Source organism: Streptomyces sp. NPDC020780, from assembly GCF_044334475.1.
In the GTDB taxonomy this organism is placed as follows: Bacteria; Actinomycetota; Actinomycetes; order Streptomycetales; family Streptomycetaceae; genus Streptomyces.
In genome coordinates this window covers 105457-130373 of record NZ_JBIRTB010000008.1, presented here as the reverse complement: position 1 = coordinate 130373, position 24917 = coordinate 105457, and the positions used below count along the sequence as shown (strand labels likewise).

The following is a 24917-nucleotide window of genomic DNA, read 5'->3' as shown; positions in this document are numbered from 1 at the left end:
GGGCTGAGGGGCACACCATGGGACTCGAAGAGAAGCTGCCGAGCGGCTTCGTGCTGACCACCGTCGAACAGGCCGCCGGCTGGGTACGGAAGTCCTCCGTCTTCCCGGCCACCTTCGGCCTCGCCTGCTGCGCCATCGAGATGATGACGACAGGGGCCGGCCGTTACGACCTGGCCCGCTTCGGCATGGAGGTCTTCCGCGGTTCCCCGCGGCAGGCGGACCTGATGATCGTCGCGGGGCGGGTCAGCCAGAAGATGGCGCCCGTCCTGAGGCAGGTCTACGACCAGATGCCCAGCCCCAAGTGGGTCATCTCCATGGGGGTGTGCGCGTCATCGGGCGGAATGTTCAACAATTACGCCATCGTGCAGGGCGTCGATCACATTGTGCCGGTCGACATCTACCTGCCGGGATGCCCGCCGCGTCCCGAGATGCTGATCGACGCCATCCTCAAGCTCCACCAGAAGATCCAGGGCTCCAAGCTCGGGGTCAACGCGGAGGAGGCCGCCCGTGAGGCGGAGGAGGCGGCCCTCAACGCACTGCCCCTGATCGAGATGAAGGGGCTGCTGCGATGAGCGACGTACCGAACACGAACAGCGGCCAGGTCCCCGCGCCCCGTGACGACTCCGGTGAGGTCATCGGCGTACGCAAGGGCATGTTCGGCGCGAACAACGGCGGCGACACCTCGGGCTACGGCGGCCTCGTCCGCACCGTGACCCTGCCCGGCGCCACGTCCCGCCCGTACGGCGGCTGGTTCGACGAAGTGGCGGACGAACTGGAGGGAGCCCTGGACGAACAGGGCCTGCTCCCCGAGAACGCCATCGAGAAGACCGTCGTCGACCGCGGCGAACTCACCTTCCACATCGCCCGCGAGCACCTGCTCCAGGTCGCCCGCACCCTGCGCGACGATCCCGCCCTGCGTTTCGAGCTCTGCACGGGCGTCAGCGGTGTCCACTACCTCGGGGACAAGGGCCGCGAACTGCACGCGGTCTACCACCTGCGGTCGCTGACCCACGGGCGGCTGATCCGCCTCGAGGTGTCCGCCCCGGACAGCGACCCGCACGTCCCTTCCCTCGTGGCGGTCTACCCGACCAACGACTGGCACGAGCGCGAGACCTACGACTTCTTCGGGCTGATCTTCGACGGGCACCCCGCCCTGACCCGGATCATGATGCCGGACGACTGGCAGGGCTTCCCGCAGCGCAAGGACTACCCCCTCGGCGGCATCGCCGTCGAGTACAAGGGCGCCCAGATCCCGGCTCCGGACCAGCGGAGGTCGTACAGCTGATGACCACTCCACACGCAACGCCCCGTGCCACGACCGAGGGCACCGTATACACAGTCACCGGCGGGGACTGGGACGAGGTCGTCGAGTCCGCGGTCACCTCCGACGACGAACGCATCATCGTCAACATGGGCCCCCAGCACCCCTCCACGCACGGCGTGCTCCGGCTCATCCTGGAGATCGACGGCGAGACCGTCACGGAGGCCCGCTGCGGGATCGGCTACCTCCACACCGGCATCGAGAAGAACCTCGAATTCCGGAACTGGACCCAGGGCACCACCTTCGTGACGCGCATGGACTACCTGACCCCGTTCTTCAACGAGGCCGCGTACTGCCTCGGGGTCGAGAAGCTCCTCGGGATCGAGGACGCGATCCCCGACCGGGCCACCGTCCTGCGGGTGCTCCTCATGGAGCTCAACCGGCTCTCCTCGCACCTCGTGTGCGTCGCCACCGGCGGTATGGAACTCGGCGCCACCACGATCATGATCTACGGCTTCCGCGATCGTGAACTCGTTCTCGACCTCTTCGAGCTGATCACCGGCCTCCGCATGAACCACGCGTTCATCCGGCCCGGCGGACTCGCCCAGGACCTCCCCCCCGGCGCGGTCGACCGGATCCGCGAGTTCGTGAAGACCATGAAGAAGAACCTGCCGGAGTACGACAAGCTCGCGACCGGCAACCCCATCTTCAAGGCCCGCATGCAGGACGTCGGCTACCTCGACCTGGCCGGCTGCATGGCGCTGGGCGCCACCGGCCCGATCCTCCGGTCCGCCGGCCTGCCGCACGACCTGCGCAGGACCGACCCGTACTGCGGCTACGAGACCTACGAGTTCGACGTGCCCACAGCCGACTCCAGCGACGCCTACGGCCGCTTCCTCATCCGCCTGGAGGAGATGCGCCAGTCGCTCCGGATCATCGAGCAGTGCCTGGACCGGCTGGAGCCCGGCCCGGTCATGGTCGGTGACAAGAAGATCGCCTGGCCCGCGCAGCTCGCGCTGGGACCCGACGGCCTCGGCAACTCGCTCGACCACATCAGGAAGATCATGGGCACCTCCATGGAGGCCCTGATCCACCACTTCAAGCTGGTGACCGAGGGCTTCCGGGTCCCGGCCGGACAGACGTACACGGCCATCGAGTCCCCCAAGGGCGAACTCGGCGTGCACGTGGTCTCCGACGGGGGCACGCGCCCCTTCCGGGTCCACTTCCGCGACCCGTCCTTCACCAATCTCCAGGCCATGGCGGCGATGTGCGAGGGCGGCCAGGTCGCCGACGTCATCGTCGCCGTCGCGTCCATCGACCCCGTGATGGGAGGCGTCGACCGGTGACCGCAGCCAATCGAGAAGTCAGCCTGGGGATGCCGCAGCTCCCCGCCCCCGCCTACCCGGTAGAGGTGCGCGCCCGGCTCGAAGCGGACGCGAAGGAGGTGATCGCCCGCTACCCCGGAAGCCGCTCCGCCCTGCTGCCGCTGCTCCACCTGGTGCAGTCGGAGGAGGGGTACGTCTCGCGGACGGGCATGGCGTTCTGCGCCGAACTCCTCGGCCTCACCACCGCCGAGGTCACCGCGGTCGCCACCTTCTACACGATGTACCGGCGTCGGCCGAGCGGCGACTACCAGGTCGGGGTCTGCACCAACACCCTGTGCGCCGTCATGGGCGGCGACGCCATCTTCGACCGGCTCAAGGAGCACCTGGGCGTCGGCAACGACGAGACGACCGACGACGGCAAGGTCACCCTCGAACACATCGAGTGCAACGCCGCCTGCGACTTCGCGCCCGTCGTGATGGTGAACTGGGAGTTCTTCGACAACCAGACGCCCGAGAGCGCGACCCGGCTCGTCGACGACCTGATCGCCGGCCGGACCGTCGAACCCACCCGCGGCGCACCCCTGTGCACGTACAAGGAGACGGCCCGCATCCTGGCCGGCTTCCCCGACACGCGCCCCGGCGCCGTCGAGGCGACCGGCGGGGCGGGCCCCGCCTCGCTGGCCGGGCTGAAGCTCGCCAAGGGCGAGGCCGCGCCGCAGGCACGGGTGGTCGGCCCGCGAGGCGAGGCGCCCCGGGGCACACCGGCGCACGATCCGTCGCCGTCCGAGCACCTCAGCTCGCACGACGCACCGCAGCAGACCTCGGCCTCCGATCCGGAGTACCCGGCCGGGCCCGCAGCCGAGGAGGGGGAGTGATGACCTTGGCAGCCGAGATCGGCCAGGACGGGACCAGCCCGGAGAAGCTCCTGGCTCCCGTACTGTCCGCCTTCTGGGACGAGCCGGAGTCCTGGACCCTGGAGACCTACCGCCGCCACGAGGGGTACGAGGGACTGCGCAAGGCCCTCGCGATGTCGCCCGACGACCTCATCGCCTACGTCAAGGACTCCGGTCTGCGCGGACGCGGCGGCGCCGGCTTCCCCACCGGCATGAAGTGGCAGTTCATCCCGCAGGGCGACGGCAAGCCGCACTACCTCGTCGTCAACGCCGACGAGTCGGAGCCCGGGACCTGCAAGGACATCCCGCTCCTCTTCGCCAACCCGCACAGCCTCATCGAGGGCATCGTGATCGCCTGCTACGCGATCCGCTCCTCGCACGCCTTCATCTACCTGCGCGGCGAGGTCGTCCCCGTCCTGCGGCGGCTGCACGAGGCCGTGCGCGAGGCCTACGCTGCGGGCTACCTGGGGACCGACATCCTGGGCTCCGGGCTCGACCTCGAACTCACGGTGCACGCGGGTGCCGGCGCGTACATCTGCGGGGAGGAGACCGCGCTGCTCGACTCGCTCGAAGGACGGCGCGGCCAGCCCCGGCTGCGGCCCCCCTTCCCCGCGGTCGCCGGTCTGTACGCCTGCCCCACCGTGGTGAACAACGTCGAGTCCATCGCCTCGGTTCCCGCGATCCTGAACAAGGGCAAGGACTGGTTCAGGGCGATGGGCAGCGAGAAGTCCCCGGGCTTCACGCTGTACTCGCTGAGCGGCCACGTCGCCGGTCCCGGCCAGTACGAGGCACCGCTCGGCATCACCCTGCGCCAACTGCTCGACATGAGCGGCGGCATGCGGCCCGGGCACCGTCTGAAGTTCTGGACCCCCGGCGGCTCCTCCACCCCGATGTTCACCGACGAGCACCTCGACGTCCCCCTCGACTACGAGGGTGTCGGCGCCGCCGGATCCATGCTGGGCACCAAGGCCCTGCAGTGCTTCGACGAGACCACCTGTGTGGTGCGGGCCGTCACCCGCTGGACCGAGTTCTACGCCCACGAGTCCTGCGGCAAGTGCACACCCTGCCGCGAGGGGACCTACTGGCTCGTCCAGCTCCTGCGCGACATCGAGGCCGGCACGGGGCAGATGGCCGACCTCGACAAGCTCAACGACATCGCCGACAACATCAACGGCAAGTCCTTCTGCGCCCTCGGTGACGGCGCCGCCTCGCCGATCTTCTCCTCGCTGAAGTACTTCCGCGAGGAGTACGAGCAGCACATCACCGGCCAGGGCTGCCCCTTCGATCCCGCCAAGTCGACCGTCTGGGCCGACGACAAGAACGCTCACCGGGGGGTGAACGCATGACAGTCACCACGAGTGCGCCCTCCGGGGGCGGCGAGGCGGCCATCCCGCCCGAGGACCTGGTCACGCTCACGATCGACGGCATCGAGATCAGCGTGCCCAAGGGAACCCTGGTCATCAGGGCCGCCGAACTCCTCGGCATCGAGATCCCGCGCTTCTGCGACCACCCGCTCCTCGACCCGGCCGGCGCCTGCCGGCAGTGCATCGTCGAGGTCGAGGGCCAGCGCAAGCCGATGGCGTCCTGCACCATCACGTGCACCGACGGCATGGTCGTGAAGTCGCAGATCACCTCGCCCGTCGCGGAGAAGGCGCAGAAGGGGGTGATGGAGCTCCTGCTCATCAACCACCCGCTGGACTGCCCGGTCTGCGACAAGGGCGGCGAATGCCCCCTGCAGAACCAGGCCATGTCGCACGGCGGCGCCGACTCCCGCTTCGACGGGAAGAAGCGCACCTTCGAGAAGCCCGTACCGATCTCCCCCCAGGTGCTGCTGGACCGCGAGCGCTGCGTGCTCTGCGCGCGGTGCACCCGGTTCTCCAACCAGGTGGCGGGCGACCCGATGATCGAGCTCATCGAGCGCGGCGCCCTCCAGCAGGTCGGCACCGGTCAGGGCGACCCCTTCGAGTCGTACTTCTCAGGCAACACCATCCAGATCTGCCCCGTCGGGGCGCTCACCTCGGCGGCGTACCGGTTCCGCTCCCGGCCCTTCGACCTCGTGTCGACGCCGTCCGTGTGCGAGCACTGCGCGGGCGGTTGCGCCACCCGTACCGACCACCGGCGCGGCAAGGTCATGCGGCGGCTCGCCCTCAACGACCCCGAGGTCAACGAGGAGTGGCTCTGCGACAAGGGCCGTTTCGGCTTCCGCTACGCCCAGCAGCGCGACCGGCTCACCACCCCGCTCGTCCGCAACGCGGACGGCGTCCTGGAGGCGGCGAGCTGGCCCGAGGCACTGGCGGCCGCGGCGGCCGGTCTCTCGGCGGCCCGCGGCAGGGCCGGGGTGCTCACCGGCGGCCGGCTGACCGTCGAGGACGCCTACGCGTACAGCAAGTTCGCGCGGATCGCCCTGGACACCAACGACATCGACTTCCGGGCCCGGGTCCACAGCGGTGAGGAAGCCGACTTCCTGGCGGCCCGGGTGGCCGGGCGCGGACGGGACCTGGACGGCAGCGGGGTCACCTACACCTCCCTGGAGAAGGCCCCCGCGGTGCTGCTGGCCGGTTTCGAGTCGGAGGAGGAGGCCCCCGGCGTCTTCCTGCGGCTGCGCAAGGCCCACCGCAAGCACGCGCAGCGGACCTTCGCCCTCGCCTCGCACGCCACCCGTGGCCTGGAGAAGGCGGGCGGCACCCTGCTCCCCGCCGCACCCGGCACCGAGACGGAGTGGCTGGACGCGCTCGCGGGCGGTGTCGGTCTGGAGGGCGACGGCGCGGTCGCCGCGGAGGCACTGCGCGGCGAAGGCAGCGTGATCGTGGTGGGCGAGCGGCTCGCCGGGGTGCCCGGCGCGCTGACGGCGGCCGTACGCACCGCGGCGGCGACCGGCGCCGCGCTGGTGTGGATCCCGCGGCGGGCCGGCGAACGCGGCGCGGTGGAGGCGGGCGCGCTCCCCTCGCTGCTGCCGGGCGGCCGGCCGGCGACCGATCCGCGGGCCCGGGAGGAGGTGGCGTCCGTCTGGGGCGTCGCCCAGCTCCCCACCCGCTTCGGGCGCGACACCGGCCAGATCGTGGAGGCCGCCGCCACCGGCGAGCTGGCCGCACTGCTGGTCGCGGGCGTCGACCCCGAGGACCTGCCCGACCCGGCACGGGCCCTGGAGGCGCTGGACGAGGTCGGGTTCCTGGTCTCGCTGGAACTGCGGCCGGGCCTGGTCACCGAGCGCGCCGACGTGGTCCTTCCCGTCGCCGCCGTCGCCGAGAAGCCCGGCACCTTCCTCAACTGGGAGGGACGCTCCCGCATGTTCGAGGCCGCGCTGAAGCCCGAGCAGATGCCCCGTACGCTCTGCCCGACCGACGCGCGGGTCCTGCACATGCTGGCCGACGCACTGGACGTGCACCTCGCACTGCCCGACCTGAGGGCGGCCCGCCGCGAGCTCGACCGCCTCGGCGGCCGGCCGGGTCCGTACGCCGACGGCCCGCACGCCACGTCCCGTCCGGTGCCCCGGCCCGGTGACGGGGAGGCGGTCCTCGCGGGTCACCGGATGCTGCTCGACCGGGGCAGGCTGCAGGAGGGCGACGAGGCGCTGGCCGCCACCCGGCACGCTGCCGTCGCCCGGCTCTCCGCCGCCACCGCAGCCGAGGCAGGGGTGAAGGACGGCGACCTGCTGGCCGTCACCGGCCCCGCCGGCACCACCGAACTCCCGCTCGCGGTCACCGACATGCCGGACCGGGTGGTCTGGGTGCCCCTCAACTCCGTCGGCCGGGGCGTCCCCGCCGACACCGGCGCCCAGCCGGGCCGTCCCGTGCGGATCGGTCCTGCCGCACCCGGCTCCCACGTCGTGACATCGGAGGTAGGAGAGTGACCGGCCTCGCTCAACTCGCCGCAGCGCCCCGAGGCACCGTCCTGGCCGCCGAGGACCTCTCGATGTTCGGGACGGACCCGTGGTGGCTCGTCGCCCTCAAAGCCGTGTTCTGCTTCGCGTTCCTGATGGTGACCGTGCTCTTCTCCATCGTGTGGGAGCGCAAGGTCGTCGCCTGGATGCAGCTGCGCATCGGTCCCAACCGGCACGGGCCCTGGGGCATGCTCCAGTCGCTCGCCGACGGCGTCAAACTGATGCTCAAGGAAGACGTCGTCGTCAAGCGTGCCGACAAGGTCGTCTACGTCCTGGCCCCGATCGTGGCCGCCGCACCTGCCTTCATGGCGATCGCGGTGATTCCCTTCGGCCCCGCCGGCAACGAGGTGTCGATCTTCGGCCAGCGAACGACGATGCAGCTGACCGACCTGCCGATCGCGATGCTGTACATCCTCGCGGTCGCCTCCGTCGGCATCTACGGCATCGTGCTGGCGGGCTGGTCCTCCGGCTCGACGTACCCGCTGCTCGGCGGTCTGCGCTCGTGCGCCCAGATGATCAGCTACGAGATCGCGATGGGCGCCGCGTTCGCCTCGGTGTTCCTCTACTCCGGGTCGATGTCGACCTCGCAGATCGTCGCCGCGCAGCAGGACCGCTGGTTCATCATCCTGCTCCCGGTCTCCTTCATCATCTACGTCGTCACGATGGTCGGCGAGACCAACCGTGCCCCGTTCGACATGCCGGAGTCCGAGGGCGACCTGGTCGGCGGGTTCAACACCGAGTACTCGTCCATCAAGTTCGCGATGTTCATGCTCGCCGAGTACGTCAACATGGTCACCGTCTCCGCGGTCTCCGTGACCCTCTTCCTGGGCGGCTGGCGGGCACCGTACCCGGTCAGCACCTTCTGGGAGGGCGCGAACCACGGCTGGTGGCCGATGCTCTGGTTCGTCGTCAAGGTGCAGCTGCTCCTCTTCTTCTTCATCTGGCTGCGCGGCACGCTGCCCCGGGTCCGCTACGACCAGCTGATGAAGCTCGGCTGGAAGGTGCTCATCCCGGTCTCCGTGGTCTGGCTGATGCTGGTCGCCACGGTCAGGGCGCTGCGCAACGAGGGGTACGACTTCTCGAAGATCCTGCTGTACGTCGCGGGGGCGGTCATCGCCGTCCTGCTGATCTCGTTCGTCGCCGACGTCTTCCGCGACCGCAGGAACAGGTCCGACGAGGAAGCGGCCGGTCCGGAACCGGAGTTCGACCCGATGGCGGGCGGATTCCCGGTGCCGCCGCTGCCCGGCCAGACCCTGCCGCCGGTGCCGCGCCGCACACCGCGACGCGAGCGGGAGCTCGTTGTCAGTGGGGGGGCGGATACTCAGAGTGACGACTCCGAGGTCAACGGAAAGGAGGCTGACGGTGTCTGAGTCATCGGAGCCCTCAGGGGACAGGTTCATGAATCCGGTCGCCGGCTTCGGCGTGACCTTCAAGGCCATGTTCAGGAAGCGGCTGACCGAGCAGTACCCGGAGACACAGAAGGTGACGGCTCCGCGCTTCCACGGCCGCCACCAGCTCAACCGCCATCCGGACGGCCTGGAGAAGTGCGTCGGGTGCGAGCTCTGCGCCTGGGCGTGTCCCGCGGACGCGATCTACGTGGAGGGCGCGGACAACACCGACGAGGAGCGCTACTCCCCGGGTGAGCGCTACGGCCGCGTCTACCAGATCAACTACGCCCGCTGCATCCTGTGCGGGCTCTGCATCGAGGCGTGTCCCACCCGCGCGCTGACCATGACGAACGAGTTCGAGCTCGCCAACACCACCCGCGAGAGCCTCATCTACACCAAGGACGAGCTGCTCGCGGGCCTGGAGGAAGGCATGGTCGACACCCCGCACGCGATCTACCCCGGCATGGACGAACAGGACTACTACCGAGGCCTGGTCACCGAGGCCGCGCCGGGTACGGAGCGCCAGCGAGCCGTCTCCAAGGAAGAGGCGGACAAGGAGGTCGACGCATGAGCGCCTCCCTGGCCGCAGCGGCCTCCGCCACCTCGACCGGCGAGGCCGTGCAGTTCTGGCTGCTCGCCACCGTCGCCGTCATCGGCGCGCTCTCCACGGTCCTCATGAGGAAGGCGGTGCACAGCGCGCTGTCGCTCGCCGGCACCATGATCGTGCTGGCGGTCTTCTACCTCGCCAACGGCGCCTACTTCCTGGGCATCGTCCAGATCGTCGTCTACACCGGCGCGATCATGATGCTGTTCCTCTTCGTCGTCATGCTCGTCGGCGTCACGGCGGCGGACTCCCTCAAGGAGACCATCAAGGGCCAGCGCTGGCTGGCCGCCGCCTGCGGACTCGGCTTCGGCACCCTCCTGATCGCCGGCATCGGGCAGGCCTCCCTGCGGAGCTTCGACGGCCTCGGCGCGGCGAACGCCCGGCACGGCGGAAACGTCGAGGGCCTCGCCAACCTCATCTTCACGAAGTACGTCTTCGCGTTCGAGATCACCGGCGCCCTGCTCATCACGGCGACCGTCGGCGCGATGCTGCTCACCCACCGGGAACGCACGGAACGGGCGAAGACCCAGCGGGAGATGTCGCAGGAGCGGGTCCGCAGCAGCCACCTCCCGCCACTGCCCGCCCCCGGCGTCTACGCACGGCACAACGCCGTGGACATCGCGGGACTGCTCCCGGACGGCACCGCCTCCGAGCTCACCGTCATGCAGACACTGCGCCGGCGCGGCCAGATCCGCGACGTGTCGGACGAATCGCTCGCCGACCTCAGGGCGCTGGAACAGCGCTCCCAGGAGCGGCTGGGCCGTGACCACGAAGAAGAAGAGGAGGAGGTCGCCAAGTGAATCCCGTCAACTACCTCTACCTCGCGGCCCTTTTGTTCACGATCGGCGCCTCCGGTGTGCTGATCAGGCGGAACGCGATCGTGGTGTTCATGTGCATCGAGCTGATGCTCAACGCCTGCAACCTCGCGTTCGTCGCGTTCTCCCGGATGCACGGCAACCTCGACGGCCAGATCATCGCGTTCTTCACGATGGTCGTCGCCGCCGCGGAGGTCGTCGTCGGGCTCGCGATCATCGTGTCGCTGTTCCGCTCACGCCACTCGGCCTCGGTCGACGACGCCAGCCTGATGAAGCTGTAAGGGGTCGCAGTCGTGGAAAACCTGATCGCGCTGCTGGTCGCGGCGCCCCTGCTCGGAGCCGCGGTCCTCTTGTGCGGCGGCCGGCGCCTCGACAGGACCGGCCACTGGATCGGCACCCTCCTCGCCGGCGCGTCCTTCGTCGTCGGCGCCGTGCTGTTCACCGACATGCTGAGCAGGGGCGCCGAGGACCGGACCCTGCACCAGAAGCTGTTCAGCTGGATCCCCGTCGAGGGATTCCAGGCCGATGTGGCCTTCCAGCTCGACCAGTTGTCGATGACGTTCGTCCTGCTGATCACCGGCGTGGGCACGCTCATCCACATCTACTCGGTCGGTTACATGGAGCACGACGAGCGGCGCCGCCGCTTCTTCGGCTACCTGAACCTTTTCCTCGCGGCGATGCTCCTCCTGGTCATCGCCGACAACTACCTCCTGCTGTACGTCGGGTGGGAAGGCGTCGGTCTGGCGTCGTACCTGCTCATCGGCTTCTGGCAGCACAAGCCCAGCGCGGCCACCGCCGCCAAGAAGGCCTTCCTGGTCAACCGGGTCGGCGACATGGGCCTGTCCATCGCGATCATGCTGATGTTCACCACGTTCGGCACCTTCACCTTCGGCCCGGTGCTCGGGTCCACCGGCGACACGAGTGAGGGCAAGCTCACGGCGATCGGCCTGATGCTCCTGCTGGCCGCCTGCGGCAAGTCGGCGCAGGTGCCCCTGCAGTCCTGGCTCGGCGACGCGATGGAGGGCCCGACCCCCGTCTCGGCCCTCATCCACGCCGCCACCATGGTGACCGCGGGCGTCTACCTCGTCGTCCGCTCCGGCGCGATCTTCGACGCCGCGCCGGACGCGCAGCTGGCCGTGGTGGTCGTCGGCGCCGTCACGCTGCTCTTCGGGGCGATCGTCGGTTGCGCCAAGGACGACATCAAGAAGGCCCTCGCGGGCTCGACGATGTCGCAGATCGGCTACATGATCCTGGCCGCGGGCCTCGGCCCCATCGGGTACGTCTTCGCGATCATGCACCTGGTGACGCACGGTTTCTTCAAGGCCGGTCTCTTCCTCGGCGCCGGTTCGGTCATGCACGGCATGAACGACGAGGTCGACATGCGGAAGTACGGCGGTCTGCGGACGTACATGCCGGTCACCTTCGTGACGTTCGGCCTCGGCTACCTCGCGATCATCGGCTTCCCCGGCCTCTCCGGCTTCTTCTCCAAGGACAAGATCATCGAGGCCGCGTTCGCCAAGGGCGGCACCGAGGGCTGGATCCTCGGATCGGTCGCCCTCCTGGGCGCCGGGATCACCGCCTTCTACATGACGCGCGTGATGCTGCTGACCTTCTTCGGTGAGGAGCGCTGGCGCCACGCGACGACACCGTCGCCGGCCGAGCCGGACGTGGAACCCGCCGCAGAGACGGGCGGCGAGCACAGCGAGCCGCACCCCCACGAATCACCCAGGTCGATGACGGTCCCGATGATCGTGCTGGCCTTCGGGTCGGTCTTCGCCGGCGGGTTCTTCTCCATCGGCGACCGGTTCCTGCACTGGCTGGAGCCCGTCACCGGACACGACCACGGCCACGCCCCGGTCAGCGCGGCCACCGTCACCGCCGCCACCATGGTGGTGCTCGTCGTGGGCGTCGCCATCGCCTGGGCCATGTACGGGCGCAGGCCCGTACCCGCCGTAGCCCCGCGCGGTTCGCTGCTCACCAGGGCGGCCCGGCGGGACCTGCTCCAGGACGACTTCAACCACGTGGTCCTGGTCCGCGGCGGCGAACACCTCACCCGCTCCCTGGTCTACGTCGACCACACCCTGGTCGACGGTGTCGTCAACGGCACGGCCGCTTCCATGGGCGGGCTGTCCGGCCGGCTGCGCACCCTGCAGAACGGCTACGCCCGCTCCTACGCGGTCTCGATGTTCGGCGGTGCGGCGGTCCTCATCGCCGCCACCCTGCTGATGAGGGCGGTCTGATCCCATGTCGTTTCCCCTCCTGACAGCGACGGCGGCACTCCCGGCGATCGGCGCGATCGCCACCGCCGCCGTACCGGCCGCACGCCGCACCGCGGCCAAGTGGCTCGCGCTGGCCGTCTCGCTGGCCACGCTCGTCCTGGCCGGCGCCGTGTTCGCCCGCTTCGAACCGGGCGGCGCCCGCTACCAGCTGACCGAGTCGCACGCCTGGATCAGGGACTTCGGCGTCCGGTACGAACTGGGCGTCGACGGCATCGGGGTGGCGCTCCTCGCGCTCACCGCGCTGCTGATCCCCTTCGTCATCCTGGCCGGCTGGCACGACGCCGACCCTTCCCCCGGCGCGCGGCTCGGTTCGAGCGGGGGAGGTCCCGAGAAGACCTCCCCCTATCACTGGCGTCCCACCCAGGGCTTCTTCGCTCTGATCCTCATGGTGGAAGCGATGGTGATCCTCTCCTTCGTGGCCACCGACGTCTTCCTCTTCTACATCCTCTTCGAAGCCATGCTCATCCCGATGTACTTCCTCATCGGCGGCTTCGGAGACCGTGCGCACACCGGCAGCGACGAGAACGCGGCGGCGCAGCGCAGCTACGCGGCCGTGAAGTTCCTCCTCTACAACCTGGCCGGCGGCCTCATCATGCTGGCCGCCGTCATCGGGCTCTACGTCGTCGCGGGGAGCTTCTCGCTCTCCGAGATCGCCGCAGCCCGCGCCAACGGCTCGCTGGACATGGCGACCGGCACCGAGCGGTGGCTGTTCCTCGGGTTCTTCTTCGCCTTCGCGGTGAAGGCCCCGCTGTGGCCGCTGCACACCTGGCTGCCCAACGCCATGGGGGAGGCGACCACTCCGGTGGCCGTCCTGATCACGGCGGTCGTCGACAAGGTCGGCACCTTCGCGATGCTCCGCTTCTGCCTCCAACTGTTCCCCGAGGCCAGCAAGTGGGCGACGCCGGTGATCCTCGCGCTGGCCCTGATCTCCATCGTCTACGGGGCGCTGCTCGCCGTCGGCCAGCGCGACATCAAGCGGCTCATCGCCTACGCGTCGATCTCGCACTTCGGCTTCATCGTGCTCGGTATCTTCGCGATGACGAGTCAGGGCCAGTCCGGCGCCACGCTCTACATGGTCAACCACGGAATCTCGACGGCGGCGCTGATGCTGGTCGCCGGATTCCTGATCACCCGGCGGGGCTCGCGGCTCATCGCCGACTACGGCGGGGTGCAGAAGGTGGCGCCCGTCCTGGCGGGAACCTTCCTCGTCGGGGGTCTGGCCACGCTCTCGCTGCCCGGACTCGCCCCGTTCGTCAGCGAGTTCCTCGTCCTGGTGGGGACCTTCAGCGCCTATCCGGCGGCGGGCGTCATCGCCACCGTGGGGATCGTCCTCGCCGCCCTCTACGTCCTGGTCCTCTACCAGCGGACGATGACGGGGCCGGTCAGGCAGGGGGTCGGGGGCATGCCCGACCTCAGGGTCCGTGAACTGGCGGTGGCGCTGCCGCTGATCGCCCTGCTGATCTTCCTGGGCGTCTTCCCGAAGCCCCTCACCGAGGTCGTGAACCCGGCGGTGCAGCACACCATGCACGACGTACAGAAGAAGGACCCCCAGCCCGAGGTGGAGGCCGCCAAGTGAGCGCAACAGCTGTCCACAGCCTGTGGACGACGGCGGGCGGGGTGACCTCGGCCGCCCCGGGCGACAGGTTCACCGCGCCCACCATCGAGTACGCCCAACTGGCTCCCGTCCTCATCGTGGTGGGCGTGGCCGTCCTGGGCGTCCTGGTGGAGGCCTTCGTGCCGCGCCGGGCCCGGTACACCACCCAGGTGTTCCTCACGGTCGTCGCCCTGGCCGCCGCGTTCGCCGCGGTGGTGGGCCTCGCCGCCGACGGGTACGCCACGAAGAACGCGCACATCGCCGCGATGGGCGCCGTGGCGGTCGACGGCCCGGCCCTGTTCCTGCAGGGCACCATCCTGCTCGTCTCGATGGTCTCGGTCTTCACGTTCGCCGAGCGGCGCCTGGACCCGGCCTCGCACGGGAACCGCGTGGACTCCTTCGCCGCCCAGGCGGGGTCGGTCCCCGGCAGTGACAGCGAGAAGGCGGCGGTCAGGGCGGGCTTCACCACGACCGAGGTCTTCCCGCTGGTCCTCTTCTCCGTGGCGGGCATGCTCGTCTTCCCCGCGGCCAACGACCTGCTGACCCTCTTCGTCGCCCTGGAGGTCTTCTCCCTCCCGCTCTACCTCCTCTGCGCCATCGCCCGCCGTAAGCGGCTGATGTCGCAGGAGTCCGCGGTGAAGTACTTCCTGCTCGGGTCGTTCTCCTCGGCGTTCCTGCTCTTCGGGATCGCCCTCCTCTACGGCTACGCGGGCACCGTCTCGTACGCGGGCATCGCCAACGTGGTCGACGGCACCGTCCAGCAGATCGACCCGGCACTCGCCGCCACCATGGGCAACGACGCGCTGCTGCTGATCGGCGGGGCGATGATCCTCATGGGCCTCCTGTTCAAGGTCGGCGCGGTCCCGTTCCACATGTGGACCCCGGACGTCTACCAGGGCGCCCCCACCCCGGTCACCGGTTTCATGGCCGCGGCGACCAAGGTCGCCGCCTTCGGGGCCCTGCTCCGTCTGCTCTACGTGGTGCTGCCGGGCCTCACCTGGGACCTGCGCCCCGTCATGTACGGCGTCGCGATCGTCACGATGCTGGGCGGCGCGGTCGTCGCGATCACGCAGACCGACATCAAGCGGCTGCTGGCGTACTCCTCGATCGCGCACGCGGGCTTCATCCTCGCCGGTGTCATCGCGGCCAGCCCCGACGGGATCTCGTCGGTCCTCTTCTACCTCGGCGTGTACTCCTTCGTGACCGTCGGGGCCTTCGCCGTCGTCACCCTGGTGCGCGACGCGGGCGGCGAGGCGACGCACCTGTCGAAGTGGGCCGGGCTCGGCCGGCGCTCCCCGCTGACCGCCGCGGTCTTCGCGGTCTTCCTGCTGTCCTTCGCCGGTATCCCGCTCACCTCCGGGTTCTCCGGCAAGTTCGCCGTCTTCAAGGCGGCGGCCGACGGCGGCGCGGCCGGTCTCGTCGTGGTCGGTGTGATCTCGTCGGCCATCGCCGCGTTCTTCTACATCCGGGTCATCGTCCTGATGTTCTTCAGCGAGCCGAAGGCGGGCGGCCCCACGGTCGCCGTCCCGTCCCCGCTCACGATGACCACGATCGCGGTCGGCGTCGCCGTCACCCTCGTGCTGGGCCTCGCACCCCAGTACTTCCTGGATCTCGCGAGCCAGGCGGGTGTCTTCGTGCGGTAGCGGTGACCGGAGGACGCGACGCAGCACACACGCCGGACGGGCCCGGGAAGTCGAGCCCGTCCGGTGTTGTCGTAGGCGGCGCCTATGGTTGCTGTGGACGGGTGGGGACGGGTGCGGGACGGAACGGAACGGGCGGAACGATGAGTACGACGACCGAGAGCGCTGCGCAGCAGACCCTGCACCGAGTGTTCGGGTACGAGGCGTTCCGCGGCGAGCAGGGCGCGGTCATCGACCATGTGACCGCCGGCGGAGACGCCGTGGTGCTCATGCCCACCGGTGGCGGCAAGTCCCTCTGCTACCAGATCCCCGCCCTGGTCAGGCCCGGTACGGGCGTGGTGATCTCCCCCCTGATCGCCCTCATGCAGGACCAGGTGGACGCCCTGCGGGCGCTCGGGGTCCGCGCCGGCTTCATGAACAGCACGCAGGACTTCGACGAGCGCCGTTCGATGGAGGCCCAGTTCCTGGCAGGCGAGCTCGACCTGCTGTACCTCGCCCCGGAGCGCCTGCGGCTGGACTCCACCCTCGCCCTGCTGGCACGCGGCGAGATCTCCGTCTTCGCCATCGACGAGGCCCACTGCGTCGCTCAGTGGGGCCACGACTTCCGGCCTGACTACCTGGCCCTGTCCGTTCTGGGCGAGCGCTGGCCGGACGTCCCGCGCATCGCGCTGACGGCCACGGCCACCGAGGCCACGCACCAGGAGATCACCCGGCGCCTCGGCATGCCCGACGCCCGGCATTTCGTCGCCGGCTTCGACCGGCCCAACATCCAGTACCGCGTCGTGCCGAAGTCCGACCCGAAGAAGCAGCTGCTGACCTTCCTCCAGGAGGAGCACGCCGGGGACGCGGGCATCGTCTACTGCCTCTCGCGCAACTCCACGGAGAAGACCGCCGAATATCTCTGCCGGCACGGCATCGAGGCCGTGCCCTACCACGCGGGTCTGGACGCGGGGACGCGCGCCGCCCACCAGTCGCGCTTCCTCCGCGAGGAGGGCCTGGTCGTCGTCGCGACCATCGCCTTCGGCATGGGCATCGACAAGCCCGACGTCCGCTTCGTCGCCCACCTCGACCTCCCCAAGTCCGTCGAGGGCTACTACCAGGAGACGGGCCGCGCGGGCCGCGACGGGGCGCCCTCCACGGCGTGGATGGCGTACGGCCTCCAGGACGTCGTCCAGCAGCGCAAGCTGATCCAGGGCGGCGAGGGCGACGAGGCCTTCCGGCGCCGGGCGGCCTCGCACCTGGACTCGATGCTGGCGCTCTGCGAGACGGTGCGGTGCCGCCGCGGCCAGCTCCTGCGGTACTTCGGCCAGGAGCCCGGCGCCGAGAGCTGCGGCAACTGCGACACGTGCCTGACCCCGCCCGAGACCTGGGACGGCACGGTGGTCGCCCAGAAGCTGCTGTCCACCGTCGTCCGGCTGAAGCGGGAGCGGAACCAGAAGTTCGGCGCCGGCCAGGTCATCGACATCCTGCTGGGCCGCAAGACCGCGAAGACCATCCAGTTCGACCACGACCAGCTCTCGGTCTTCGGCATCGGCGAGGAGCTGTCCGAGGCCGAGTGGCGGGGCGTGGTGCGCCAGCTGCTCGCGCAGGGGCTCCTCGCCGTCGAGGGCGAGTACGGCACGCTGGTGCTCACCGAGGAGAGCGGCTCCGTCCTCGGGCGGGAGCGCGAGGTGCTGCTCCGCAAGGAGCCGAAGAAGCCGACGACCCGCTCGTCGGGCCGTGGCGAGCGCACGGCCAGGTCCGCCGCCGCGGTGGCCGAGCTTCCGGCGGAGGCCGTCCCCGTCTTCGAGGCGTTGCGGGCCTGGCGGGGTGCCCAGGCCAAGGAGCTTGGCCTCCCGGCCTACGTGATCTTCCACGACGCGACGCTGCGGGAGATCGCCGCGCTGCGGCCCGGCTCACTGGCGGAGCTGGGCGGGGTCAGCGGACTCGGCGAGAAGAAGCTGGCGACGTACGGCGAGGGAGTGCTGGAGGTGCTGGCGGGGCTGGGAGACGCGGCTGCCGCAGCGGCTCCGGAGGCGGAGGTGGCAGCCGCACCGGTGCCGGCCGCCCGGACCGCGGTCCCGGAGGAGGACCCGGAGTTCGGCTGGGACGAGGAGCCCCCCGCGTACGAGTGAGCCGGGCGGCCGGAGGCTCTCGGGCGGGCCTATCGCGGGTCCGCCGCCCGGCGCCGGGACACGATGGCGTTCAGGTCGAGGTCGACGGGAAAGGGAGTGGAGACCTTCATCCGGTCGTGGAAGATCCCCGTCGACGTGTACGTGCCGGTCGCGGGCTCCAGCTCGAAGACGTAGACGACGGCTCGGCCCTCCTGGTTCTCCACCCGCCAGAAGTGCGGGATCCTGGCCCGCGCGTACTTCACGGGCTTGGTCTCCCGGTCACGGGTGACGGACTCGTCGGACACGACCTCGATCGCCAGCAGCACACTGCTGGCGGGGAACCGTGTCTGCCGCAGACTCTCGACCGCCTCCGCGCGCACGACGACGACATCGGGTTCGGGCCGGTTCTGGAAGTCGACATCGATGGTGAACTCCCGAAAGACCTCCAGGTCGAGCGGAGCGAGCGACTGCAGCTGCCACTTCAGGTAGTCGATCGCACGCTCATGGAATACGGTCTGCGGACTCACGAAAACCAGGCTCCCGTCGATCAGCTCCGTATGCGGAGGCAGATTCGGAAGCGTGTCCAGGTCATCGGCGGTCCAGCCGCCCGCGGGCGGGACCGCCCACCTCGGCTCGGAGGCCTCGGATTCGATGCTCATCGGTGCTCCCATACGAAGGAGTCTCGCGGGTCCGTCCAGCGTATCCGCCGGCAACCGGATCAAGCCCACCCGCACGTGTAAGCGACTCACGCGTCGTTGACCGCCAGCTCCCTTCCCGGCGTGCGCACATCCCCGTCCGGGTCGCCCAGGGACCCGGACGGCGGGGCGCCCGCGGAATCCGGGTCCGCCGGGAGTGTGCCGTCGTCCCGCCCGACCGCCCCCGCCCGGGACCGCCCTCGCCACGGCGAACGCCGGCCGGCGTGAGGGCGTCCGGGCTCACGCCGCAGGCACGATCCGCCCGGTGACCTCGCCGAGCCCGACCCGCGTGCCGTGCGGCCCGGGTGCCCAGGCGGTCAGGGTGACCGTGTCACTGTCCTCCAGGAACGTTCGCTTGCCCTCGGCCAGTTCCAGCGGGTCACGGCCGTTCCACGTGAGTTCGAGCAGGGAGCCGCGCTCCCCCGGCTCCGCGCCGCTGACCGTGCCGGAGCCGTACAGGTCGCCGGTGCGCAGCGAGGCGCCGTTCACCGTCATCTGGGCCAACTGCTGGGCCGCCGTCCAGTACATGGAGGCGAACGGGGGCTCGGACACCACCTGGCCGTTGACGGCCACCGAGATCCGGATGTCGAAACCGCCCGGCTCCTCCTCGTCCGCGTCGTCGAGGTAGGGCAGCGGGTCGAAGTCCCGGGCGGGCGGAGCCGTGCGGGCCGCGTCGAGGGCTTCCAGCGGGGTGACCCACGCCGACACGGAGGTGGCGAAGGACTTCCCGAGGAACGGGCCGAGCGGCACGTACTCCCAGGCCTGGATGTCACGCGCCGACCAGTCGTTGAGCAGGCTCAGCCCGAAGACGTGCTCCCGGAAGTCGCCGAGCGCGACGGAGGACCCCTGCGCGGAGGGGACACCGACGACGAAGCCGACCTCGGCCTCGATGTCCAGCTTCACCGAGGGGCCGAAGACCGGGGCGGGATCGGTGGGCGCCTTGCGCTGGCCGGAGGGGCGCACCACGTCCGTACCGGAGACGACGACCGTGCCCGCGCGCCCGTGATAACCGATCGGCAGGTGCTTCCAGTTGGGGGTGAGTGCCGCACCGTCCGGCCGGAAGATCCGGCCGACGTTCGTGGCGTGGTGCTCGCTGGCGTAGAAGTCGACGTAGTCCGCCACCTCGTACGGCAGGTGCAGCGTCACCGAGTCCAGGGGGTACAGCAGGGGCTCCATGTCCGGCCGGTGGGCCGGCACGGTCACCCAGGCGGTGAGCGCCCGCCGGACGTCGCGCCATGCGGTGCGCCCTGCCGCGAGGAGCGGGGTCAGGCTGGGCCGGTCCAGCAGCCGGGCGTACGGCGAACCCAGCGCGTGGGCGGCCGCTCCGGCGTCCAGCACATGCCCGCCGACGCGGACACCGACCCTGCGCTCGTGCGGGCGTCCCGGGGTGGAGAACACGCCGTACGGAAGGTTGTGCGGACCGAAGGGGTCGCCCTCGGCCAGATCGAGCGGGCTGCTCTGCTCGGGCATCTGTTGCTGCCTCGCTTTCCAGGTCGCTTGGGGGACACGTTACGTCGGACGTACCGGCCGGCGGCAGGGCTCAAGTAGGCGTAATGCCCGGAACGTTACGGCGTACTCCTCTACGGGGCCCCGCCGTCGGCCCGCCCCCGGCCCGCCGTCCGCGGGATCCGCTTCTCCCAGGTCCGGTGGAAGACGATCTCGTCGCCGTCCCTGCAGACCACCTCGTTCGACGTGAGGAAGTCGTCGTCGTCCGCTCCGGTCTCCGAACGGGTCTCGATCCGCACGTCCCAACCCGTCTCCGGCCGGTGCAGCCGGATCCTCCAGTCCGATCGTGCCCGCGCCGACAGCGGGTCGTCCTCCCGGATCGTGTAGGTATCCAGCGCGTCCTCGGTGAACTCGAGCCCGTCCGGGTGGACGTGCGTGCCGCCGTAGCGCGGATCGACCTCCAGACGCCACTCGCCCGCGGCGACGTCCCTGACCACCAGGCGCTCGGGTCGCTGCCCGTCGAGCGTGGCGGGGACGGCGACACCGAGGGGTTCCGCCTGCTCCGGTGCGCCGAAGGTGATCCCCGGGTCCTCGGTGTGCCGGCGCACCGGCAGCTCGACGAGACTTCCGTCCGCCTCCAGGGTGAAGCCCGCCGAGCCCGCCTGCGGCCAGACCCACGGCCAGTACGCGGACGAGACGGCCAGCCTGATCCGGTGGCCGCGCGGGAAGGTGTACCCGATGCCGTCGAGCTCGAAGGACACGTCCTCGGTCCCCCCGGCCGGCCAGTCGTCGGACCGGTCGCGCCCGTGCCGGGCCGACAGGTTGAGGACCCCGCGGGTCACCAGGGTCGACGCGCCGTCGGGGGCCACGTCGCAGAGCCGGGCGACGGCCTGGCCGCGTGGCACGTCCATCCGGACGCGGAGCGTCACCCGGGGTCTGCCGAGGATCTCGATCGGGCCACCTTCGACGGGGAACTCGAAACACACCGACTTGGCGTCCTCGTCGCGCTGGTCGGGAGGCAGGTCGGCCTCGTTGCCGAGGGGGAGGAAGCGTCCGGCGTCCAGCCCGGTCTGCTGCGGCGACCGGACGATCCGCGGACCGCCCTGGAGGGCGTAGACCATAGGGGTGACGTTCGCCGACGGCCAGGTCGCGTCACCGACCCAGCGCCCGGGCAGCGTCTCGTGGACGGTGGCCGGCCGGTGCGATCCGCTGATCCAGGACCGCAGCAGGGGCTCGTTCATCACCCCGGTGTCCTGGTCCTTGAGGTGCTGGTCCCACCAGCGCAGCGTCTCCTGCAGGAAGCCGATCGCGGGCCCCGGAGGCAGCCCCCGCTCCGGGTACTGGTGCGACCAGGGGCCGATCAGACCGCGCACCTTCGAGGGGGCCAGGTGCTCGACGAGCCGCAGGACGGTGTCGCGGTACGGGTCGTGCCAGCCGCCGACCGCCAGCACGGCGGCCTCGACGGCGCCGTAGTCCTCGCGGACGCTGCCGTACTTCCAGTAGTCGTCCCGGGTCGGGTGCGCCAGCCAGGTGTGGATCAACGGCTCCACGGCCTCCAGCCGGCTCAGCCACATGTCCTTCCAGGCGTCGCCGACGTGCGCCGGGTCCGGGGGACAGGAGACGAAGGCCAGCAGGGTGGCGGCCCAGGCGTGCATGTCGACGCCGAGGACGGAGCCGCCCAGGTAGTGCACGTCGTTGTCGTAGCGGTCGTCGGACGAGCAGACGGTGACGACCGCCTTCAGGGGCTCCGGGGCGAGCGCGGCGATCCGCAGCGCGTCGGAACCGCCCCAGCCGACGCCGAACATGCCGACCCGGCCGGTGCACCACTCCTGGCGCGCGAGCCAGTGCACGACGGCGACCCCGTCGGCCAGCTCGGTCGCGTCGTACGCGTCGCCCGGCATCCCCCCGCTGTTGCCGTGCCCGCGCACGTCCACCCGTACGGAGGCGTAGCCGTGGCCCGCGTACCAGGGGTGGCGCCGGCGGTCGCGCGGCGCCGTCCGGTCGCTCAGCCGGAAGGGCAGGTACTCCAGCAGGGCCGGCACGGGGTCGTCGGTGACCGGCCGCCAGATCCGGGCGTACAACCGGGTGCCGTCCGGCAGTGGGATGGAGAGGTCCTCGTGGGTCGTCCCGTACGGGAACGCGGTGCGGATCTGCATGGCGGTACCTCGGGTGGACGGGGTGCGTGGCGCGCCTGGGCCGGGGGAGCGGTGGCGGTGACGGCCGTACCGGTCACCACCGCGACAGGGCCGTTGCGGGCCTGTTCGTCCTCGGTGGCGGCCGGGCCGGCTCGGCCCAGATCGCGCTGGGGGACAAAGCGACAACTCCTGATCGTGTGAGCTGATCCCGAACATACCGGCGGTGGCGGGAAGGCGCCCACGGTGATCCAAAGGGGACCGGATACGCTGGCTTGGGTGAAGACAGCGACACATCGACATTCCGTGTGATCGTCAGCAGACAGGAGATCCCCTCGTGACCGTCGTCGGGCCGTTCGGACTGCGCGTGCGGGACCAGGCTCTTGAGGCCGATGTCCAGGCCGGTTTGGCCGCTGTCGAGGCGGGACTGCTGGACGCCACGAAAAGCGACGTCCCCTTCATCACGGAAGCCGCACAGCACCTCGTCAGCGCGGGCGGCAAGCGCTTCCGTCCGCTGCTGGTGATGCTGGCCTCCCAGTTCGGGGACCCCGGCGCTCCCGGGATCGTGCCCGCGGCCGTGGTCGTGGAGCTGACGCACCTGGCGACGCTGTACCACGACGACGTGATGGACGAGGCGGACGTGCGCCGCGGGGTGGACAGCGCGAACACCCGCTGGGGAAACTCCGTCGCCGTCCTGACGGGCGACTTCCTCTTCGCCCGCGCCTCGCACATCCTGGCCGACCTCGGCCCCGAGGCCGTGCGCATCCAGGCCGAGGCGTTCGAACGCCTGGTCACCGGCCAGATCATGGAGACCGCGGGTCCGCGCGACGGCCGCGACCCGGTCGCCCACTACATGGACGTGCTGGGCGGCAAGACCGGCTCCCTGGTCGCCGTCTCCGGGCGGTTCGGCGCCATGATGGCGGGGGCCGACGCCTCGGTCGTCGACATCCTCACCCAGTACGGGGAACGGCTCGGCATCGCCTTCCAGCTCGCCGACGACGTACTGGACATCGCCTCCGACTCCCACGAGTCCGGCAAGACCCCCGGCACCGACCTGCGCGAGGGCATCCCGACGCTCCCGGTCCTCCACCTGCGCGCGCAGGCGGCGGCCGGCGGCAAGCCGGAGGACCTGGAACTCGTGGAACTGCTGGACGGTGACCTCGCCGACGACGACCGGCTCGCCCGGGCGCTCGGCGGGCTCCGCGCCCACCCCGCGCTGGAGCAGGCGCGCCGGGACACCGTCCGTTACGCCCAGGAGGCGAGGGCCACCCTGGCGCCGCTGCCCGAGGGCTACGCGAAGGCCGCGCTCGAAGAGCTGTGCGACGCCGTGGTGCACCGGGCGGGCTGACACCGTGTGCGCCGGCAGCCCCTAGGGGCTCCGCCGCGGTGTCATCCCGGAGAGGTAGCCACAGTTGCTCCCCGGGGCTGACGCTTGTCGCCGCCCGATTTGGTCAGATGGAGAACAACCACTCCTGACCACATCGGGTGAGAAGGGCGGCGAGGGGTGGACGAGTGCAACGGGATGGCAGCCGCCGACCACGGAGGTAGGGCACACATGGCATCGAACGACAGCGCGGAGACCACCGGCAAGGCCACGGGCACTGTCGTGGGCCGCCGGAGGGCGGCACGCTACATCGTCCCCGTCGCGGTGGCGGGGGTGGCCGCGGCGACGATCGGACTCGTCCCGGCGCTCGCGGACTCCGGCGACCCGGAGCTGCCGAAGATCACTGCGCAGCAACTCGTCGAGAAGATCGCGGCGTCGGACCAGCAGCAGATCTCCGGCACGGTGAAGATCAGCACCGACCTCGGCATCCCGTCGCTCGGCGGACTCGCGGGCTCCTTCGCGCAGGGAGGCGGGAGCAGCGGCAGTACGTCGAGCGCCGCCCCCGACACGAAGCTGATGGAGCTCGCGTCCGGTACGCACACGCTCCGGGTGGCGGCCGACGGCCCCGACAGGCAGCGCCTGTCGATCCTCGGCGAGGGCTCCGAGTACAGCGTCGTCCACAACGGGAGCGACGTCTGGGCGTACGACAGCGAGAGCAACGAGGTCTACCACGCGCGCTCCGAGGGGACCGGCGGCAAGGCCGGGAAGCACACGGCGCCCGAGGGGATGCCGGCCACGCCCAAGGAGCTGGCCGAGGAGGCTCTCGCGGCGGCCGGTGACACCACGTCGGTCACGGTCGACGGCACGGCCCAGGTGGCGGGCCGCGACGCGTACCAGCTGCTGATCAAGCCGAAGCAGTCCGGTTCGACGATCGGGTCGGTCCGGATCGCGGTCGACGCCTCGACCGGCGTACCGCTGAAGTTCACCCTGGCGCCGAGCAGCGGCGGCAAGGCCGCGGTCGACGCCGCGTTCACCAAGGTCGACTTCGCGAAGCCCGACGCGTCCTCCTTCTCCTTCACCCCGCCCAAGGGGGCCGAGGTGACCGAGGCCGACGAGCTGAAGGCCGACGCCGGGAAGCAGGGTGCCGCACACAGGACGCCGCAGGACCTCGGTGCCCTGGAGGACTTCAAGGGCCTGAACGTCATCGGCGAGGGCTGGAACGCGGTCGCCGAGATCAAGGTCCCGGGCGGCGCGGGCCTCCCGGCCGAGGGCTCCACGGACATGCCCGCCCAGGCGCAGCAGTTCCTGGACGCGCTCGGCGACAAGGTCACCGGCGACTTCGGCTCCGGCACGGTCTTCAAGACCCGCCTGGTCAACGCCCTGATGACGGACGACGGCAGGGTGTACGTCGGCGCGGTCACCAAGGACGCGCTGGTGAAGGCGGCCGACACCGCCAAGTAGGACGCACGGTCCGCGCCGCCCCGCCGTACGCTCCGTACGGCGGGGCGGCGCCGGCCGTGGCCGTACCGCCCGTACACGGCGGAAGGA

19 protein-coding genes are annotated in these 24917 nt (G+C 70.6%); 16 read left to right on the top strand and 3 right to left on the bottom strand.

Annotation, left to right across the window (positions count from 1 at the left end; translation table 11 throughout):
* The first annotated feature begins 17 nt into the window (after positions 1-17).
* The 14 genes from ACH4VO_RS17165 (at position 18) to recQ (ending at position 17793) form a co-directional block, all read left to right on the top strand.
* Complete coding sequence (locus tag ACH4VO_RS17165) at positions 18-572, top strand: NADH-quinone oxidoreductase subunit B family protein (protein WP_069171248.1); 555 nt, start codon at positions 18-20, stop codon at positions 570-572.
* Positions 569-1285, top strand: a complete 717-nt coding sequence (locus tag ACH4VO_RS17160; RefSeq protein WP_360985226.1) for an NADH-quinone oxidoreductase subunit C — start codon at positions 569-571, stop codon at positions 1283-1285. Before ACH4VO_RS17165 ends, ACH4VO_RS17160 begins: the two co-directional genes overlap by 4 nt.
* On the top strand, positions 1285-2607 hold the full coding sequence (locus ACH4VO_RS17155) for an NADH-quinone oxidoreductase subunit D (RefSeq protein ID WP_360985223.1): 1323 nt from the start codon (positions 1285-1287) through the stop codon (positions 2605-2607). The genes ACH4VO_RS17160 and ACH4VO_RS17155 overlap by 1 nt, the downstream gene beginning before the upstream one ends.
* Before the next feature lie 29 nt (positions 2608-2636).
* Positions 2637-3461, top strand: coding sequence for an NADH-quinone oxidoreductase subunit NuoE (gene nuoE / locus ACH4VO_RS17150; protein WP_360985882.1), 825 nt, complete (start codon positions 2637-2639; stop codon positions 3459-3461).
* Positions 3458-4825, top strand: a complete 1368-nt coding sequence (nuoF, locus tag ACH4VO_RS17145; RefSeq protein ID WP_360985220.1) for an NADH-quinone oxidoreductase subunit NuoF — start codon at positions 3458-3460, stop codon at positions 4823-4825. Before nuoE ends, nuoF begins: the two co-directional genes overlap by 4 nt.
* Entirely contained in the window at positions 4822-7329 is a 2508-nt protein-coding gene (locus ACH4VO_RS17140; RefSeq protein WP_360985217.1) for an NADH-quinone oxidoreductase subunit G, read from the top strand. The genes nuoF and ACH4VO_RS17140 overlap by 4 nt, the downstream gene beginning before the upstream one ends.
* On the top strand, positions 7326-8729 hold the full coding sequence (gene nuoH / locus ACH4VO_RS17135; protein ID WP_360985214.1) for an NADH-quinone oxidoreductase subunit NuoH: 1404 nt from the start codon (positions 7326-7328) through the stop codon (positions 8727-8729). The genes ACH4VO_RS17140 and nuoH overlap by 4 nt, the downstream gene beginning before the upstream one ends.
* Positions 8722-9318: an NADH-quinone oxidoreductase subunit NuoI gene (gene nuoI, locus ACH4VO_RS17130; protein WP_360985211.1), complete on the top strand. Its 597-nt coding sequence runs from the start codon at positions 8722-8724 to the stop codon at positions 9316-9318. The genes nuoH and nuoI overlap by 8 nt, the downstream gene beginning before the upstream one ends.
* Positions 9315-10151 carry an NADH-quinone oxidoreductase subunit J gene (locus ACH4VO_RS17125; RefSeq protein WP_360985208.1) on the top strand — a complete coding sequence of 279 codons (837 nt, stop codon included), beginning with the start codon at positions 9315-9317 and terminating at the stop codon, positions 10149-10151. Before nuoI ends, ACH4VO_RS17125 begins: the two co-directional genes overlap by 4 nt.
* Entirely contained in the window at positions 10148-10447 is a 300-nt protein-coding gene (nuoK, locus tag ACH4VO_RS17120; protein ID WP_069171239.1) for an NADH-quinone oxidoreductase subunit NuoK, read from the top strand. Before ACH4VO_RS17125 ends, nuoK begins: the two co-directional genes overlap by 4 nt.
* Positions 10448-10459: 12 nt before the next feature.
* Positions 10460-12406, top strand: coding sequence for an NADH-quinone oxidoreductase subunit L (gene nuoL / locus ACH4VO_RS17115; protein ID WP_360985204.1), 1947 nt, complete (start codon positions 10460-10462; stop codon positions 12404-12406).
* A 4-nt stretch (positions 12407-12410) separates the two neighbouring features.
* Positions 12411-14021: an NADH-quinone oxidoreductase subunit M gene (locus ACH4VO_RS17110; RefSeq protein WP_360985201.1), complete on the top strand. Its 1611-nt coding sequence runs from the start codon at positions 12411-12413 to the stop codon at positions 14019-14021.
* A complete protein-coding gene (gene nuoN, locus ACH4VO_RS17105; RefSeq protein WP_360985198.1) occupies positions 14018-15682 on the top strand; it encodes an NADH-quinone oxidoreductase subunit NuoN in 1665 nt (554 codons plus the stop codon). The genes ACH4VO_RS17110 and nuoN overlap by 4 nt, the downstream gene beginning before the upstream one ends.
* A 140-nt stretch (positions 15683-15822) precedes the next feature.
* Positions 15823-17793 (top strand): DNA helicase RecQ, encoded by a 1971-nt coding sequence (gene recQ, locus ACH4VO_RS17100; protein WP_360985195.1) that lies wholly within the window; start codon positions 15823-15825, stop codon positions 17791-17793.
* Between the two features lie 29 nt (positions 17794-17822).
* Here the strand turns inward: recQ and ACH4VO_RS17095 are convergent, their stop codons facing one another.
* The 3 genes from ACH4VO_RS17095 to ACH4VO_RS17085 form a co-directional block, all read right to left on the bottom strand.
* Positions 17823-18431 (bottom strand): Uma2 family endonuclease, encoded by a 609-nt coding sequence (locus ACH4VO_RS17095; protein ID WP_360985192.1) that lies wholly within the window; start codon positions 18429-18431, stop codon positions 17823-17825.
* A 276-nt stretch (positions 18432-18707) separates the two neighbouring features.
* Positions 18708-19937 (bottom strand): fumarylacetoacetase, encoded by a 1230-nt coding sequence (fahA, locus tag ACH4VO_RS17090; protein ID WP_360985189.1) that lies wholly within the window; start codon positions 19935-19937, stop codon positions 18708-18710.
* A gap of 110 nt (positions 19938-20047) precedes the next feature.
* Complete coding sequence (locus ACH4VO_RS17085) at positions 20048-22069, bottom strand: CocE/NonD family hydrolase (RefSeq protein WP_360985186.1); 2022 nt, start codon at positions 22067-22069, stop codon at positions 20048-20050.
* A gap of 313 nt (positions 22070-22382) precedes the next feature.
* Here ACH4VO_RS17085 and ACH4VO_RS17080 point away from each other — a divergent pair, with 313 nt between their 5' ends.
* Complete coding sequence (locus tag ACH4VO_RS17080) at positions 22383-23393, top strand: polyprenyl synthetase family protein (RefSeq protein ID WP_360985183.1); 1011 nt, start codon at positions 22383-22385, stop codon at positions 23391-23393.
* A 207-nt stretch (positions 23394-23600) separates the two neighbouring features.
* Entirely contained in the window at positions 23601-24830 is a 1230-nt protein-coding gene (locus ACH4VO_RS17075; protein ID WP_360985180.1) for a DUF2092 domain-containing protein, read from the top strand.
* Positions 24831-24917: the final 87 nt, after the last annotated feature.